Source organism: Dictyobacter arantiisoli (assembly GCF_008326305.1).
Taxonomy (GTDB): Bacteria; Chloroflexota; Ktedonobacteria; order Ktedonobacterales; family Ktedonobacteraceae; genus Dictyobacter; species Dictyobacter arantiisoli.
In genome coordinates this window covers 1-18,701 of the sequence record NZ_BIXY01000072.1, presented here as the reverse complement: position 1 = coordinate 18,701, position 18,701 = coordinate 1, and the positions used below count along the sequence as shown (strand labels likewise).

11 protein-coding genes are annotated in these 18,701 nt (G+C 48.5%); 2 read left to right on the top strand and 9 right to left on the bottom strand.

What is annotated here, in order from left to right:
* Positions 1 to 252: 252 nt before the first annotated feature.
* The gene (locus F1593_RS20170; protein WP_149403369.1) at positions 253 to 1,206 is read left to right on the top strand and encodes a hypothetical protein; all 954 of its coding nucleotides are present in this window, start codon (positions 253 to 255) and stop codon (positions 1,204 to 1,206) included.
* An 82-nt stretch (positions 1,207 to 1,288) separates the two neighbouring features.
* Here F1593_RS20170 and lepB (F1593_RS20165) read toward each other — a convergent pair whose 3' ends face one another.
* Both lepB (F1593_RS20165) and lepB (F1593_RS20160) read right to left on the bottom strand, forming a co-directional pair.
* Positions 1,289 to 2,089 carry a signal peptidase I gene (lepB, locus tag F1593_RS20165; protein WP_235932641.1) on the bottom strand — a complete coding sequence of 267 codons (801 nt, stop codon included), beginning with the start codon at positions 2,087 to 2,089 and terminating at the stop codon, positions 1,289 to 1,291.
* Positions 2,090 to 2,206: 117 nt separating this feature from the next.
* Entirely contained in the window at positions 2,207 to 2,917 is a 711-nt protein-coding gene (lepB, locus tag F1593_RS20160; RefSeq protein WP_149403368.1) for a signal peptidase I, read from the bottom strand.
* 559 nt (positions 2,918 to 3,476) lie between these two features.
* Between lepB (F1593_RS20160) and uvrA the strand changes: the two genes are divergently transcribed.
* Complete coding sequence (gene uvrA, locus F1593_RS20155; protein ID WP_149403367.1) at positions 3,477 to 6,659, top strand: excinuclease ABC subunit UvrA; 3,183 nt, start codon at positions 3,477 to 3,479, stop codon at positions 6,657 to 6,659.
* A gap of 163 nt (positions 6,660 to 6,822) precedes the next feature.
* On the opposite strand, the gene F1593_RS20150 is transcribed toward uvrA, so the two are convergent.
* From F1593_RS20150 to F1593_RS20120, 7 genes are all read right to left on the bottom strand, one after another.
* Positions 6,823 to 9,438, bottom strand: a complete 2,616-nt coding sequence (locus F1593_RS20150; RefSeq protein WP_172632284.1) for an ABC transporter substrate-binding protein — start codon at positions 9,436 to 9,438, stop codon at positions 6,823 to 6,825.
* 449 nt (positions 9,439 to 9,887) lie between these two features.
* Positions 9,888 to 11,258 (bottom strand): MraY family glycosyltransferase, encoded by a 1,371-nt coding sequence (locus F1593_RS20145; RefSeq protein WP_149403365.1) that lies wholly within the window; start codon positions 11,256 to 11,258, stop codon positions 9,888 to 9,890.
* Positions 11,259 to 11,464: 206 nt separating this feature from the next.
* Positions 11,465 to 12,331, bottom strand: a complete 867-nt coding sequence (gene prmC, locus F1593_RS20140) for a peptide chain release factor N(5)-glutamine methyltransferase (protein ID WP_149403364.1) — start codon at positions 12,329 to 12,331, stop codon at positions 11,465 to 11,467.
* Positions 12,332 to 12,506: 175 nt separating this feature from the next.
* Entirely contained in the window at positions 12,507 to 13,955 is a 1,449-nt protein-coding gene (locus tag F1593_RS20135; protein ID WP_149403363.1) for a SpoVR family protein, read from the bottom strand.
* Between the two features lie 17 nt (positions 13,956 to 13,972).
* Positions 13,973 to 15,115: a sporulation protein YhbH gene (gene yhbH / locus F1593_RS20130; RefSeq protein ID WP_149403362.1), complete on the bottom strand. Its 1,143-nt coding sequence runs from the start codon at positions 15,113 to 15,115 to the stop codon at positions 13,973 to 13,975.
* Between the two features lie 114 nt (positions 15,116 to 15,229).
* Entirely contained in the window at positions 15,230 to 17,125 is a 1,896-nt protein-coding gene (locus tag F1593_RS20125; protein ID WP_149403361.1) for a PrkA family serine protein kinase, read from the bottom strand.
* 691 nt (positions 17,126 to 17,816) lie between these two features.
* Complete coding sequence (locus F1593_RS20120) at positions 17,817 to 18,575, bottom strand: SAM hydrolase/SAM-dependent halogenase family protein (protein WP_268907077.1); 759 nt, start codon at positions 18,573 to 18,575, stop codon at positions 17,817 to 17,819.
* Between the last annotated feature and the right edge of the window lie 126 nt (positions 18,576 to 18,701).

Here is an 18,701-nt window from a genome sequence, read left to right as displayed (position 1 = left end):
CCAGCGCATAGTGACATAGTATACTTTATAGCAATAGAGAAATTTTCTATTGTATTCAATGAATCTTTTATCTATCAATCTAGTTATCCATAGACAATGTTAACAAATGGGCATATAATAAATATGAAAAGAATAGCATTGGTAGAAAAAAACGAATGATGGAGCGATGTTTGATCCATGAATTGTAAGTATTGCCATGCTTCTCTCACTCCACAGGCACGCTTTTGTGCACACTGTGGCACATCTGTGAGGATGCCAGTAGAAGTACAGGAGCAGCCAGAGCCAGCACTGACCGCTTCAGCAGATGAATCAACCCTATCACTACATTCGCCTCTTGCTGACCAGTCAGCCACGCTTACAGAGATCAATCCTCTCCATACCTATGCCAGTGTACTTTCTCCACGAACAGAGCAGATAGCGGAGACCGACTCGGCGCAGATTACGCCGGAGTTGTTGCCAACACAGCCTGTACCTCTGGAAACAATCGCCCATCCAGAGCTCGTGGAAGGAATAGAGGATGTAGAACCATATCATGCAGGAATGCTGTCACCATTGCAGCAGTCTGAGCCGTTACTCTATTATAAGTTAAATAGAACGACGAAAGGGTCCCAAATGCTTCCAGCCGTTATCAATGCAGCATCAGATCGGACAAACTCAGGACGCCGCAAACGGAGTAGAGGTGGCTGTTTCATAGGCTGCCTCTCAGTACTTATAATATTACTGCTCATTCTTGGCGGAGCCTGGATCTTTATCATCCGCCCATACGCCCATAACATGGCCGAAACACAATTAGATCGAGCACTGGGTTCCGTGGTTAATCAGTTACCAACCCAACTCATCGACCTGTTACCAGCTGGCGCGACGGTACCGATTAGCGAAAATACGATCAACAACCTGATCGTCGGGAACCTGGCACCCTCGAATCCCGTACAAAATCCAGATACCACTATTACCAGCCAGAGGATTCGACTCTCATTCACCCTCTATGGCTATGCCAGCGCGATTGACATTACGCCCGCACTGAACAGCAATGAGCGCCTTGTGGCAAAGAATGTCAATGTCGAAGGAGTGCTGGGTCTGATTATGTCGCCGGATGAGATGACAACCTTGCTTAATAAGCATTTTAGTGATGCCCAGAACAAACTGGGCAAAACCATTCGTGGTGTGCAACTCAAAAACCAGCAATTGAGTCTCACCCTGGGATGATCCTGAGCTGGCGACAAAAAGAGAGGGGCTCGCTTATTGGAGCCCCTCTCTTTTTGTTGCCAGTTCTTATGGGATACCAGGATTATTCTGTCTGTTTCTTTATCATGTTAGATGCTGGTTTTGAGCGACGTTTCCGACGGCTACATCCCACGGCGGCACAGGGCAGGAGCAGCATAGATGCTGTGCTGAGCGCACTGGAATGATTATCAGTAGGCACTGCAGACGCCGTTCCAGCCCCACTCCCGGCGGTAGCAGGTTGGGTATGGCGGATCATACAGACACTGGTACTGGGGATGGTGGGAGTTTTTGCGATCCCAGTATAGGTAGAGGAAACGCCTGGCAGAAAACCATTGTTATCCTTCCCTAATGGCCAGTAGACGACAGCTGCCCGTCCAATAATGTTCTGATTGGGCACGCACCCCCAGTCACGCGAATCCGAGCTGCCACCGCGATTATCACCAAGCACAAAGTAGGCCCCCTGGGGAATACGCATATTGGTGATTGGCTGATAAGGATTTCCCTGACGCATGGGATCTACATACGCCTCAGAGAGCATTTTACCATTCACCATCACCTGCGTATTCTGGATCGTAATCACATCTCCCGGCAAACCAATCACACGCTTGATATAGTCCTGTGCAGGATTGGGTGGCGCAACAAAGACGATGACATCCCCTCGCGCTGGCGTATGAAAAATATAGGACCATTTGTCTACAATCACCAGTTCCTGATTATGTAAACTGGGCTCCATGCTCATGCCATCAATGTTAAAATTTTGGACTGCAAGACGGATCACGAGAAACATCAAAACCGTCAGAACCAGTGTCTCTATAATTTCACGAACAAGACGATATCGCTTTTCAAAATCAAATTCTAAATCCAACGATTTTCCTTTGAACTCACGGTCAAGGCGAACCACCGTGTTCAACCAGGCCCATTGATGTTAGTCCTGGCAGCTAAAAACCACACTCACAAAACACTCATTGAGTAGCAACGTGTGTCAACTCTGCTTACGACACCTTGAGCATACCAGGAAAAACCCGGGCATAGCGAACAATACCATGCCATCTGTGTCAAAAGTACTACCTTTCAATGGCACAGGGGCCGCTGAGATGTTCGCTTTTGTCGCTTTTGTGTGTACATCTGCGAATACCGAAGAAACATCAGGCAAGAACCCGCTATTGGACAGTCCTAACGGCCAATAGACTAGCGTGGCACGGCCAATGATATTTTGCCGTGGGACAAATCCCCAATCGCGTGAATCTGAACTGTTCTTGCGATCATCACCCATCACAAAATAGTCGTTGGCCGGTACCCGTTGATTGATGATCGGTTGGTAGGGATTCCCCTGATACCCATCTGCCACATACGTTTCTTTGAGTACCGCATTGTCAACGATAACTGTTGTGCCTTTGATCGTTAAGGTATCGCCAGGTAGCGCAATGATCCGTTTGACATAATCGAGCGCAGGATCTGGTGGGGCGACAAATACAATCACATCACCACGTGAGGGGCTGCGAAAATGGTATGATACTTTATCAACCACAATCCGCTCTTGATTATGTAAACTTGGTTCCATACTGGGACCATCCACGTCGTAGTTCTGAATCGCCAGATTGATCACTACAAACATCAAGATAGTCAAAATAATCGTCTCGATAATCTCTCGGATGAGGCGATATTGCTTGTCGTTCCGTTTTTCTTCTTTCAAACCATTCACCTATGTCACCGCGGCATACATTCAACACTATCATGTAAAGGAAAACCCAGAGGAAACTCCAGGATGCACAGGACTCACGGGCCATCCCTTTCCATTATATCTATCCGATGAACCTTCCTACTACCAATTTCCACTGAGATTCGATGTCTGTATATGTATACGGACCCAAACTCTTCCTGTTACAAAGAAACTGCAGCAATCCATCCACCCTCGTATTTTGCGCCGCTACTTCTTACCCTGATTGTGCCGCAGATAAGGATCATACGTCAATAACATGCATATAGATATGGCATTTTCCACAAACCATCGCTACGTCTGAGAGCAATAGCAGGCTACCTCTTGATGATCTGACCTATGACCTCTTGACGTCATAAGAACAAGTGTAGTAGGGTATATGGAACGTTTGTTTGTACCGCGTCCCAATACCAGCCATACCCACAAACAAAAAAACAAGACCCTGGCGACCAGTTGGTGGCTCGAGACAGCGTTTGTCTTTGTATTTCCTTTGTATTTATACAAAATTAGCAGTTAGTACGGGTGGATTGAGAGTATGCCCCAAGATAAAATCGTGGTCCGTGGTGCCCGTGAGCACAACCTTAAAAATATCGACGTGACCATCCCACGAGATAAGCTCGTGGTGATCACCGGCCTTTCCGGTTCAGGCAAGAGTAGCCTGGCGTTTGACACTATCTTCGCAGAAGGCCAGCGCCGCTATGTTGAATCCCTCTCAGCATATGCACGACAGTTTCTCGATAAAATGGATAAGCCCGATGTAGAACACATCGAGGGCCTTTCTCCCGCTATCTCCATTGATCAAAAGGGGGCCACACATAATCCTCGTTCAACAGTAGGAACCGTCACTGAAATTTATGACTACCTGCGTTTGCTCTATGCACGTACCGGACATCAGCATTGTCCTAATTGTGGGCGCGAAGTAAGTCAGCAGACTTTACAACAGATTGTGGATGCGGTCCTCAGTCTGCCAGAAGGTTCACGCCTGATGCTATTAGCCCCACTGGTACAGGGTCGTAAGGGCGAATATAAAAATATCTTTGAGGATATGCGCCGCTCAGGCTATGTGCGCGTACGTGTCGATGGCAAAATCCGCGATTTAAGTGATGAGATCGACCTCGACAAACAAAAGAAACATACGATTGAGGTCGTGGTTGATCGCCTGGTCATTCGCAAACAGAAGCATCAGACGCTTGAGGAGCCAGGACATAATGATGGTAGCGCGCCGCTCAGGCTGGTTGCCGAGGCTCCCGCCCTCTATGAGGTGAATGCAGCCGAGGAAGCACATACCAGCGATGATGGCGTGAAAGAACCCGCTATTCCTGAGATGCTTCATGAAGATGTGGATCAGGCTTTCCGACAACGCGTCTCAGATTCATTGGAAACAACCTTGAAACTGGGCAATGGAATCGTGCTGGTCTCGATCATCGATGGAGAAGAAATCCTCTTTTCGGAGACGGCTGCCTGTGTCTATTGTAATATCAGTCTGCCAGAAATCGCGCCGCGTACCTTCAGCTTCAATAGTCCTCATGGTGCGTGTCCGACCTGCACTGGCCTCGGCACACAATTAGAAATTGATCCCGAACTGATCGTTACCAATGCGGATTTGAGTCTCTTGCAGGGAGCAATAGCCCCCTGGAATAAGGTGATCAATGGGAGCCAGTGGCATACCGCAACCCTGGAGGCGCTTGCCAAACAGTACAATTTTGATCTCAATCTTCCCTGGAAGACGCTGAGTCCAGAGGTCAAAAAAATACTGCTCTATGGAATTGAAGAGCCTTTGAGCATTCGTTATACACCGCAGCACGGCAATACACGCACGTATAGCACCCACTTTGAAGGGATTATCCCGAACCTGAAGCGCCGCTATCAGCAGACGGAGAGCGAGGGAGTACGTGAGGATATTGAGAGCTATATGTCGGCTCGCATCTGTCCAGATTGTCATGGGGCCCGTTTAAAGCCCGAAGCACTGGCGGTGACCATCGGTGGACGGAATATCGTGCAGGTCACCAGACTGCCCATTTCACGGGCTCAGAAGTTCTTCCATGAGCTTGAGGAAGGCTCAGGCACGGTCGTACCACCCATTACACATGTGGTAGCGAAAAGTAAAAGCAAAAAGGTGAATGGCAATGGTTCACTGCTTGGTGATCCCCTGACTCCGATTCCAGAGGAAGGGCCGCTCCTGACGACAGCACTGACCGCACGGGAACGCTTTATTGCTCGTCAGGTACTCAAAGAGATTCGCGCCCGCATCCAGTTCCTACTTGATGTTGGACTCGATTATCTGACGCTGGACCGTGCCGCCGCCAGTCTTTCTGGTGGTGAGGCTCAGCGTATCCGCCTGGCAACTCAGATCGGTTCTGGCCTGATGGGTGTACTCTATATCCTGGATGAGCCCAGCATTGGACTGCATCAACGCGATAATGAACGCCTGATCCATACGCTTGAGCGCCTACGCAATTTAGGCAATACGCTGATCGTGGTAGAGCACGATGAAGATACCATGAGGGCCGCCGATTATATTATCGATATTGGTCCCGGTGCTGGTGAGCATGGTGGACACGTTGTGGCCGCCGGTACTTATGCAGAACTTGTTGCCAATACTAACTCTATGACCGGCGACTATCTGGCCCACCGGCGCAGCGTTGAGGTCCCAGAAAAGCGCCGTCCAGGCAATGGACAATTCCTGACCATCAAGGGCGCACAAGAAAATAACTTAAAGAATATCGATGCAGAGATTCCTCTGGGCAAATTTGTCGCCATCACTGGCGTCTCAGGCTCGGGCAAGAGTACCCTGATCACCGATATCCTGTATCGGAAGCTGTCACAGCATTTCTTCCGCGCCCACGACAAACCCGGCAAACATGATAGCATTGAGGGGCTTGAGAACCTGGATAAAGTCATCGACATTGATCAGTCACCGATTGGACGTACTCCACGCTCTAATCCCGCTACCTATACCAATGCCTTTACAGCTATCCGCGAGTTGTTCGCCCAGGTGCCCGAAGCGCGTATTCGAGGCTATCAGGCTGGCCGCTTCTCGTTTAATGTCAAAGGTGGTAGATGCGAGGCCTGTAAGGGTGAGGGCATCGTCAAGATCGAGATGAACTTCTTGCCGGATGTCTATGTTCCCTGTGAAATCTGTCAGGGCAAACGCTATAACCGTGAGGCTCTGGAGATTCATTACAAGGGCAAAACAATTGCGGATGTGTTGAATATGACGGTAGAGGAGAGCCTGGACTTCTTCTCGAATGTACCCTCAATCCAGAATAAGATGAAGACATTGTACGATGTCGGATTAGGCTATATGCGTCTGGGGCAGCCAGCTACTACTCTCTCAGGTGGTGAAGCACAACGCGTCAAACTGGCGACAGAACTGTCACGACGCGCCACTGGTCGCACGATGTATATCCTGGATGAGCCAACTACTGGCCTGCACTTTGCGGATGTGGATCGCCTGCTGAGCGTATTACAACGCCTGGTCGATAATGGCAATACGATTGTCGTTATCGAGCATAATCTTGATGTCATCAAGAGCGCGGACTGGTTGATCGATTTAGGACCAGAAGGAGGCGATGGCGGCGGTCGGATTATCGCCGAAGGCACGCCAGAAGAGGTTGCGGACAATCCAATCTCTTACACGGGGCATTTCCTGCAACGGATGCTGCGTGAAGAGAGCGAGCATAAGTCCAAACAGGTCCTCTCGGCGGTTCCGAACTAACAGAACAAAACACCTGATGCTCGATAGCGGAGGGATATCACTACTCGCTGGCAGGTGCCTGCGCCCTTTTTAGTGTGTATTGCTGTAAATATGCTATGCATATTTACAGCAATACACACTAAAAATTGGTTTGAGCACCATTGGTACGAAAACTCATGAAAGGCTACACACGGAATGTGCCCAGCACTTGTTGGATGACAATCTTATTGGTATTATTGGCATCCGTCCCCACCGTTAAGATTACCAGCGCTTTATCAACGGGATTATGCGTGCTGGCATCAAAACGAATCTGTCCACTAATGCCCTGGTAGGCGGCAACACTCCCGGTCCCTAGCTTGAGCAGGGAGGACTGCAATCGATCGCCGGTAATGGTGCCATCATGCACTAAGGACGCGCCATGGATAGCCACACCAACGGCATCATAGATCATCAAGCCCTTATAAGTCGGGGTCGCAGCATTCGTTCCTGTGGCAGAGCCTTGATAGATCGACTTCCAATCCTGGAAGAGTTGCGGCCAATGAGATTGTGGAATATTGAATTGTTGCCACTCTCCCGCATCTGCAAAGGTCGTAAAAATGAGCCGACGCATATCTTGAGGATAATTCAATGCCAATGATGCGTCCGCGCTACCACCCTGCCCCAACAACAAGACAGAATAAAAATCATCACCACCTACAACCTTGAGATTGTGCAAGGATGCACTATCGGGCATAGCACGCGCTGCTTCGCCTGCAGCATGCGCCAGACGCACCCCATCCACATTAAAACCAGCCATGAAAACAGCATCCGCCGGAGTGGAACTATTCGCATTATCGGTAATGATCTGTTGATACTGCGCCACGGTCGTCTGATTCTCGCTAAAGATTTGTTGCACCATAGAACCACCCAGCGCCTGCACGCGTTTGGCAAAGGCGTTGGATAATGAGACACTATAGGAGTCGGTTGGATCTCTGAAGACAAGAATGTGCTTTGCCTTCAGATTATTAATCAGTAGCGAACCTAATACATCACCCTGCCGATCATCGGCGGGACTGATGCGAAAAAAATATGGGCTGGAACCGCTCAATTTTACGCTGGAGGCGGTAGGAGCAATAATTGGCAAATGAACACTACTGATAATATCGCGTGCATCTACTGTCTGGGTACTATTATACCAACCAATGACCCCAATCAAATGATCCAGATTTCCAGCATTGGAGACACGATTCGCGATAAATTGCGCAACCGTCGCCACATTGCTATTGCTTGAGCCAGAATTCGCAATGATGATGCGCAACTTGAGCCCGCCTGGCAATAGATTATTGGTGTTGGCTTCATGCTGCGCCAGATAGACTGCTTCCAATTGCTCACGTACATTACCGAGATAGAGCGAGCTGTTAGCCACCGGTAAACCCAGAGCTAATGTAACATAAGGAGAATTGTGCTGAAGAATATGCAAATCTTCATTGTAAATCTGCGCCTCACCATCAATAGGATCAGAGTTGACAGCTTGATTGAGAAAATCGACGGCCGCACTCATATTTCCTGACTGGAGTGCGGTAGCCGCCTGTTTTTTCAAGGATACATCCACACGTCCTGTATATGTATCAAAGACCAGACGACCATCACTGAGGCCAATACCCTTTTGCTGATAGCTCTGCAGCTCTGTTACCAGTTGCTTATCTAAGGCATTATGGTAAAAACTGGCCTGAGCAACACTGGTCGCAGTGGCATCCGCGCTCTGCATGGTAACCATGCGGTTAGATAGGAAAGGGATCAAAAAGATCAGCAGAATGACCAGTACAATACTGACGGCACTGATAGCCAGGATCGTGTTTCGCTTGCTTTTCTGCGGAAGAACTTGCAAAGCGCCAGTACTCTGCATTAGAGAAGCCGACTTTGATGCCGCAATCATTTCTTCTGAAGGATAGGAAACGATCAATGCATCCAGATCCGTTTGCATATCCTCTGGACGTGCGTAGCGTTGGGAAATAGAAAAGCGCAACTGACGAGCCAGAATAGTCTCCATCCCCACACTTACCAGAGGATTCAGACGACGAGCGGGTGGATAGAAGAAGACCATACGTTCACGAGGGTCAAATCCAGTCACGGCATGGTGCATAGTAGCAGCTAACGCATAAAGATCGGAAGAGGGCTGTATATCCCCTCCTCGCGTCTGTTCAGGTGCAGCATAACTGGATATGGCGCTCTCGCTCTGAGAATTTTTTAAGGGTGGGAAAAGGGATAGGAACTCTAGTGAAGCATGATGATCAGGAGAAATAACGATCGTATCAACACTAATTGCTCCATGCACAATTGGCTGTTGCTGGCGCGCCAGGGCGGTCAGGAAGCCGCACAACTCTCGCCCATACTCCGCGACATCCTTTTCCGGCAGAGCTCCGCCTTGCTCTTGCATCAAAAGCGCGAGACTGATGCCAGCAGGATATGGCTGAACAACGTAGTAAATCTCTTTTTCTTGAAAGATATCCAGCAGTACTGTAGCGCTGGAATGCCTGGATAAAGGAGTCATACGATTCCTCATAGCTTCAATCATCCTTGGCGCTTTGTCAGGAATACGTATGAGAAAATCCAATTTATGGAGCAAAACGCGGCTTCGCGTTCCCTGGCTATCCAATGCCAACCAGGCACTACCTTGCCATTGCTGATTTCTTGGCAATGTCACTTCTTCAAGCAAGCGATAACGACCAGCACGCAGGGTATCCCCTCGCATTAACGACCATTCAACCACCTCGGGAGCATTTGATAATCTCGTCGATGCGATAGGTTGCATTGATTTCATAGAACTAGAAACATTGTAAATGTATCCACATTGTGGACATTGACTACTCAAGGATGCAACGTTGAATCCGCAACGAGGACAACGCATAGGCTTACTCCTCTGCACCGATTCTGATAGATAAGAAATAACGATCCAGACAAAAAGCGATGGGAACGCAATCTGCAACGTTTACAGATCTTCCTCAGACATACTAAAAGCATACCTATATAGAAGGTTGCTTGTCTATTATAATAGGATAAATAGACATTTTATATTTCACTTTTTGTAGCATTAGCACAACAATCTGTTTTAATAAAAAATTTAACTGAGCTATATGCTGCATATTATATAGGGGGAAGGACGCATTTTTTACAAATCCTCAAAAATGCGTCCTTCCCCCTATATAATATGCCAGTCATGATAGTTTTGTATATGTATAATTGTTAAAAGCAATAGTACATATATCTGAATCACGAGGAGGATTGTTGGCCTGAAGTGGGGGTAGAATGAACAATCTCTTTACTGATATCAGGGGCAGAAACACTTTTGTCAGGCAATGTAGTTTCAGTGGTGATCTCGGTCTTTGCTGTCTCTGTGAATTGCTCATTCTGCTCAGCAGCAATTCCGGCTACACCCACATCGGACTTATCCAGCTTGATAGGCAGACCCCGGCGGCGCTGGCGTGCGTCGATCCAGGTAATTAAAGCGGCCATTGTCACCATCACCAGGGCGATACCAATCAGCTTGAAGAAGTGTCCAAAACTCATAGCCAGACAGCCAAAGAGAATAGTCAAGCCGTAGAAGATATAACAGATCTGCCGGGCACTTAAGCCGGTCGATTGCAGACGATAGTGAAGATGCGTTCGATCATAGTGGAGAGGATGTTGTCCACGACGCAGGCGATTAATGATAACAATCGCAACATCCATAATCGGCACACCCAACACCATCAAGGCCAGGGCAATCTTTGCGCCCCCCATAATCGATAGTACAGCCAATGCCAGGCCCAGAAACTGCGAACCGCTATCCCCCATAAACATACGAGCTGGATTCCAGTTATGAGGCAAAAATCCCAGGACCGCTCCAGCAAAAATCCCGGCCAGGACGGCTATCGTATATTGATTGAGCAGCCAGCTGGTACTAGCGATAAAAATGGCCGTAATTGCCACCACCCCGGTCGCCAGACCATCCAATCCATCGATCAAATTGACTGTATTCATCATCCCCACCATCCAGAACCATGTAAACAGCACGGCCGGAATAGCCAGCCAGCGGATAGCGGTACTATGGATAAAGATATTGACGATGGTGCCATGCGGAACGAAGCCGGAAGAGAAGGATTGAAAAGGATTACTGAAACCAAATAAGAGAACCCCGTTGAATTGCCCATTCAAGAAAGGACCCATGATAATAATCACAGCGATGGTCTGCGCCAATAATTTGGGTAATGGTTTGAGGGGTCGTACATCATCATAGGCATGCACGGCCACAATCAGGGTTGCGGCAGCCAGAAACAGCCAGTACACCGTTTTCTCTTTGGCTTGTAAATCTCCATTATTGATATAAAAAATCAAGGAAGAGATCACAAAGGCCAGAAAGATAGCCACCCCACCCAGACGAGGAACCTTATCCTGCGTACGACCGGGCTCCGCTTGTCGGATCAAATGGTATTTGCGACTCACGAAAGCTACGCCATATAACAACACATAGGAAGCTAAGAATGCACAGACGCTGCCCGCCACCAATAACATCAGGTTCACCGTGGGGTGGTCCTGATTGAACATATGGGTAGAGAAGAGAAAGAAGAGCGGCTGGCTGGGAAATAGACGCGCCAGTACCATGAACAAGTCCCCCCAGAGTGGTGAGTTTCAGTCGGCACAGCATATGTATGACAATCCATATACTGGAGCCGCCCATATCATCAACAGGATATTACGAAAGTCGCCAGCTTCGTAGCAACCTGTTTTATCAAACATATTTCATAAGCATAAACGCTATTGACAACGTAATTATCAACACTGCAATTGTGAAATAGCGTCATCAGTGGCTAAAGCGAAAGCTGAATCAAGCGATCCCAACCGGCATAATCTTTCCGGCAGGTCACGGTAGCCTGAGGCCAGAGCTCATGCAGTAGATGGGTCAACGGCTCACACTGCTGATAACCGATCTCCAGTAACATTGTGCCTCCAACTCTTAGCGTACCAGATAGATACACCTCTTTGCATAGCCTATACAAGAGATCTAGCCCATGTGGGCCACTGAACAAAGCCAGATGTGGTTCATAGGCCAGCACATCCTGACTCATCGCATGCATTTCATCCAACCCGACGTACGGCAAATTTGCCAGCAACACATCCACCGGTTCTGGCAGAGGGGAAAGCAAATCGCCCTTTAATAAACGCACACGCTCGGTTACATGATGACGCTCACAGTTGCGCCTGGTCATGCTCAACGCATCAGCAGAAACATCACAGGCATAGATCGAGGGGAGGCCAGCCTCTTCCAGGCAGAGCGTAATTGGAATGGCACCACTACCCGTGCCAATATCAGCCACAACAGGCACCTGATCCCGCGCCAGGCGCGCCCGTATCTCAGTCAAGGCCACTTCCACTAATAGTTCCGTCTCTGGACGTGGAATGAGTACGCGTGAATCCACAGAGAAATCCCGCCCATAAAACTCGCGCTGCCCCAGGATATACGCTATCGGCTCATGAGAGCAACGGCGCTGTAGTAACGCAAAATAATCTTGCTCCTGCACAGGAGTCAATTCCTGATCCAGATAAGCCAACAGGCGAGCTCGATCCATCCCTACAACAGAGCCTAATAAGAGCTGCGCATCCAGGCGAGCACCGGGAATATCAGCCTGAGTCAACATCTGCGTTCCCTGCCTCAGAGCCTCCTGAAACACTGTCATTTTTCTATCCTACCCAACTAGTACACTGACACCCTTTGCCATTCCACTACCATGAAGTACGACTCTGATTATATCACTATGCCGGTGGCAGGAATGAGCAGAGAAAATAGCATACCCAAAATCTCTCATTTGAGGCTTCGGATATGCTATCAATCAGGATCACCAGTAAGCGGGCTTATTTTTCTAGTGAGCTCTTGCTATTGCGCTCTCCATCATAGGTCATGAGGATGTGCTTGCCCTCAAACACGGTCTCTAAATGGACGGGACGCCCCCAGAGGATATAGACATGTTGCAAGGTCTTTTCAGCATAGCCCAGATCGAGTTCCTGCCCCTCAAAGAGATGCATCAGGTAAAGCTCGCGATTGCCATGATAGTCCCCATTATCCACGACCAGATAGGGATGGCCGAAGTTTGTCATGCTGGACACAATAGAATCGCGCACCTTCTGCCAGTTTTTCTCAGCAATCACCCAGTCATCGCCCTCTTTTTTATAGAGGTAGAGATCCAGATCTTTGACCAGATCCTCGGTCAGATAGTTACGCAGGAACGAAACATCATTATCGAGTTCCCGCACTTCAAAGATCTTCTGCCGTCCCATACCTGGTTTGCGGCCCAGGCGATCCTGCTCTTCACGAGTGGGATTATCCCAGCGCCGCTCAATATCCTCAAAAATCTTATATCCGATATAGTAAGGATTCAACGAGGTACGGGATGGGGTGAGCACGCCCGAATGGAGTTGTGCAAACTCGACTGTATCAGAGTCTGAGATGACCTCTTTATTACCCAGTTCACGCATGATACGCGAGTGCCAGATTGAGGCCCATCCCTCATTCATAACCTTCGTTTGCATCTGAGGAATGAAGTAGAGCATCTCATTGCGTACAATCTCAATCACATCCCGCTGCCATGGCTCAAGGCTCGGCGCATGGCGAATCAGGAAGAGCAAGAGATCTTTTTCGGGTTTCTCAGGAAACTTCACAGGCTTGCCAGGACGCTTCTCGCGCTCCTCCTCAGCTTTTTTCGCCTTATCATCGAAATCCCATAAGTCATCATAAGCCGTGCTGGCGGTGGTGACAGCATTTTCACTTTCTGGGGTATTTTCATTTTGCAGCAAAAGATTGTAGTCGATATGCTCCTGAATCGAGAGGACCGCATCCAGGAAGCGTTCGACCTCATCCTTACCATGATCGAACTCATATTTAGCAATACGTTCGGCATGAATGCTGGCCTTATCAATCATACGCCGGGACGTATGCTGAAAGTACGCGTTGTTCTTGAAGAAATCGGTATGACCAAAGACATGTGCTGCCACAAAAGTATTTTGCAACAGACTATTCATGTCCATCAGGAAAGCATAACTGGGATTAGTGTTGACCACCATCTCATAGATTTTGCTCAGGCCCAGGTCATACTGCATCTTTTGTCGATAGAACGCTTTGCCATGCGTCCAATGGCTAAAACGTCCAGGCAGACTATAGGAGGCAAACTCATACATAATAGAAGCGGGAACGAGTTCAAAATGGGTCGGGAATGGGTCCAGGCCGAAACGGCGCGCCTCTTCCCAGGCTGCATCTATACCATCGCGCAGGTTTTCAATGTCACTGGTAGCAACATGATCAATCATGTAAGAAACTCCTGACTCTACCTGACTGGCACAGGATCACGCTGGGCAAAGAACTTACGCAGCGCGGGATAGACCTCTTTTTTATCGGAAATGGTAACAGGGATGAACTTCTTGTCATTGATCTTGTTATACGCCGACATCAGCGTACTGGGTGAGCGATAATGTCCCTCACGAATCTCGCCATAGCCAAAGATGTTACACTGCTCCATCAGCTTATTGACCAGTTGCACACAACGATCATTATCCCAGGGGAGATTATCCCCATCAGAGAAATGGAAAGGATAGATGTTCCAATCGTTGGGATCAAAACGCTCTTTGATGATCTGTAACGCCAACTCATAGGCCGAGGAAACCTGGGTGCCGCCGCTCTCGCCTTTGTGGAAGAACTCTTCTTCTGTGACCTCTTTAGCCTCGGTGTGATGACTGATGAAGACAATCTTTACATTGTTATATTTGGTACGCAAGAAACGTACCATCCAGAAGTAAAAGCTGCGCGCAATATACTTCTCAAACTCGCCCATTGATCCAGACACGTCCATCATGGCAATCACAACTGCGTTGGATTGATATTTAATCGTTGGTTCCCAGACTTTGAAGCGCAGATCATCGGAGCGGATATCTTTAAATGATGCATCGCCTTTGGCGGCGTTCCGCTTGATATTCTCCATGATGGTGCGCTTCTTATCCAGATTCGCCATGGCTCCTTTTTTGCGCACATCGGTAAAGCGGACAGCCTCGGTCTGCATCTCCTGCTGCCGCTTCTGTTCAAGATTCGGCAGGCTCAGATCCTCAAAAATCAAGGCGGCCAGTTCTTCCATCGAGACTTCAGCCTCATAATAGTCGTAACCAGCGTCCTTACCGGCCTCCCCTTTTTTGCCCTTGCCCTGTCGTGGTTCCTGGGCTACGACATCGCCAACTTTACTCTTCCCGGTCCCCTGACCGGCATGCTGCTGACGCCCAAAATCATAGCGGAAACGATACTCTTCCAGGGAGCGAATAGGGATACGTACCGTCTTCTTCCCATCGGAAAGAATGATATTCTCCTCGCTTACAATCTCCCCCAGATTCTTCTTGACCGCCTCGCGGATCTTCTCCTTGTGGCGCTCCTGATCAACCTGACCTTTGCGATGCAATGACCAATCATGTTGGGAGACAGACATAGATGATGCTCCTTCCTCGCATGAGGCAATAGTGAAGAAAGTGGCTGCGCCGTCAGAAATTCACCCTTGAATATCCAACGGGACCGCACACTTTCGACACGGATCATCCTGATTTTACCGGTTTAAGAGGCTCCCTGTATAGCGGAGCAGTTCATTGGCGCTCTCATAGGTGTAGCCCTGCTCAGCCACCAGGCGCTCAACCACTTCATTGATCTTGCGCAACTGCTCTTTATCCGGGGTACGCGTCGAGGTCGTAATCTTCACTACATCGCGCAAGTCGGCAAACAACTTCTTCTCAATCGCTTCTTTGAGGCGCTCATGGCTGGTATAATCGAAACTCAGGCCTTTGCGAGCCAGTGAGGAGATACGAATCAGAATCTCTTCACGGAACGAACGCTTGGCATTCTCCGACACACCAATCTGCTCCTCAATTGAGCGCATTAGATGCTCATCGGGCTCCAACTCCTCATCGGTAATTGGATCGCGCAACTTGGTCTTATTACAGTAAGCCTCTACATTATCGAGGTAATTATTCAGCATCGTGTGAGCCGACTCCTCGTAGGAGTAGACAAACGCACGCTGGACTTCTTTCTTGGCGATTTCATCGTATTCTTTACGTGCATCATTGATGAAATTGAGATAGCGCTCGCGCTCCTCGCGCGTGATACTAGTATGCTGATCCAGGCCATCTCGCAAAGCACGTAGAGCATCGATGGGGCTAATGTACGTCACATTGTTTTTGATGAGAGCGTTCGACAAACGATTAATGACATAGCGTGGAGAGATACCATCCATACCCTCACGGACAGCCTCTTCCTGCAACTCACGTACATCCTTCTGCTTAAAATCTTCCATATCTTCGCCATCATAGAGTTTGAGTTTTTTCATCAAACTCATACCGGCTTTCTTGGAGGGTTCCAGACGCGTTAGCAGCGCAAAGATGCTGGCGATACGCAAGGTGTAGGGAGCAATATGGACATTCTGCAAGGCGCTCTGCTTGAGCAGTTTCTCGTAGATTTTCACCTCATCCGAGACACGCAGATTATAGGGAACCTTGGCCAGAATGATACGATCTTGCAACGCTTCCGACTTCTTATTTCCCACAAATGACTGATATTCATGCTCATTGGTATGGCTCACAACCACTTCGTCAGCATAGATCATGCTGAAGCGCCCGGTCTTGATATTCTGCTCCTGGCTCAGGGTTAGCAAAACGTAGAGAAACTTCTCATCAGTTTTGAGCATTTCTACAAATTCCATCACGCCACGATTAGCGATATTGAGCTCACCATCGAAACGATAGGCGCGTGGATCGCTTTCAACACCAACCTCTCCAATCGTGGAGAGGTCAATACCACCAACCAGCTCGCTGATATCCTGACTCTTGGGATCCGATGGGGTGAATGTGCCCACTCCAACACGATATTTTTCGCTGAAGCTGATGCGCTTCACCGGCACTTCTTCAATACGCCCACGATACTGGGTGTCAACCATGTAACGACAATGGGGGCACAGGTCGCCTTCTATGTAGAGGCCAAATTCTTTTTCTACGTCGCCACGTAGCTCGTATGGAATCAAATGAAGAGGCTCTTCATGCATTGGACAATCTTTAATTGCGTAGATTGCTCCCTCTGGAACACGACTGTAGGCTTCCAGACCACGTTTAATCAGGTGGACAATCGTTGACTTACCACCGCCAACCGGTCCCATTAATAAGAGGATGCGCTTACGTACTTCCAGACGCTGTGCGGCCGAGTGGAAATAATCCACAATTTGCTGCAAGGGCTTTTCAATACCAAAAATCTCATCTTGAAAAAACTTGTAGTGTGTTTCACCAGTATGGGCTGTCTCTACCCCCGCGTCCATGATCATTTGATAGATGCGTTCATGAGAAAGTCGAGCTACCGCTGGCTTTTTACTGGCAATCTCGAAGTACTCCGCGAATATTCCTTCCCACATGAGCTCACGCTCACGGTCCCGGTATTCTTCTAACCGCTTTACCAGATCCATAGTTCATCCTCTCTGTATATAACTAGCAGTGTATGAAGATTGGGGTCATTGCCCTTCCTGGGTCGCGCTTCCTACACTACACATTGAATGTTGCTACAGTGTACGAACCAGACTACGCATTACGTGATCGGGAAAGATGAAGAGGATTACAAGGTTCTTAGATTAAGAGTATCTTCTGCATGTCTACTACTCCCCTATACGAGCCAACATACTGTGTGTTGGGACCATTAGACCAAAAGGACCGGATCTTGCTCGACATACACAGCGAGAAAACCAGCCCTTTCTACTTTTCTGAGGATAATATTTAGATGTAAGTTGATGATACTCTTTATCAAACCCGTAGGTTGCATACAATGGGATAAGCTTGAGAAGCGCATCATAGCGATGCTGCTGTTGCGTCGTTTCAAGCGGTCCTTTCTCACTCCATGTATCAGCAAGAGATGAACAATGCTACGACTAAATGAACATTCCCCGTCCTCACACATTACCACTGCTGTGAGTCCCCATTGTCTTATAGAGTATAAGCTCATTATAGCATATTTCTCTCAAGCTAACAATTCTTCCAGGACTATTTAGAAGTGGAAATAGACAAATTCGGAACACTTCTCCCAAACTCTAAGGAAAGTTTGTTTCAATGCGAGATAAAAATAGGCCGAGCCCATTTTTATCTCGTATTGAAAACCTTTACATATTACGCCTCATTCCAGAGTAATGTGACAGATTCACCACTTCCCACTCCTAAGAAATCAGCCGCTGAACCGTTACATACCGCGATACCAACGGCACCTGAGCTATCAATCAAGAGAAATGGGGTCGGATCGTCGGGTTGCTCGGCAAAAAAGCGGCGCCGTTGCGTGATCATCTCCTGCTGAGCTGGCAACATGAGTCGCACACCGGGACGGGTAAAGAAATCAGGAATCAAGCTGAGAGAAATATTGGTAATCAGATTGCCAAAGTGATCAACATGCACAATCTCCGCCTCGATCCGATCCTGCTTTACCAGCGGCTGCACAATGTCCAGTTGCTGTAAGCGGGCCACATCCAATGCCTCCCCTAGCTCTTGCACCGGAACTCCTGCGGCAAGATGCGCCGCCACAGGCGCGAAGATGTCTCGCCCCTGAAAGGTGGAACTGACAGCACTCAAATGATAGTTAGGATTGGATAGGCGTACAACCGCATGCACTGGCTGCTGCTCAATAATCGTATGCAAAAGACCATTGTCAGGAGCCACGAAATACCAGTTACCAGCATGTATGGCAATGGGAGCACGAGCACTCCCCACACCGGGATCAACCACACAGAGGAATACGGTACCAGCTGGAAAATAACGATAGCTCTCAGCCAGGGCCAGCGAGCCAGCATAAATATTTTGTGGGGCAATCTCATGCGTTAAATCAATAAAAGAGACGCCAGGAGCAATGCCAAGCATTACTCCTTTCATTACTCCCACATAGAACTTATCCGAAAACCTACAAGGAGGAAACGCGATCACATTGTTGAAAGCAAATGAGCGCACAAGCCAAGCACAACAAGGTCTGATAGGAACGCGGGCGCTTCTCCCAGCGGATCAGCAGAC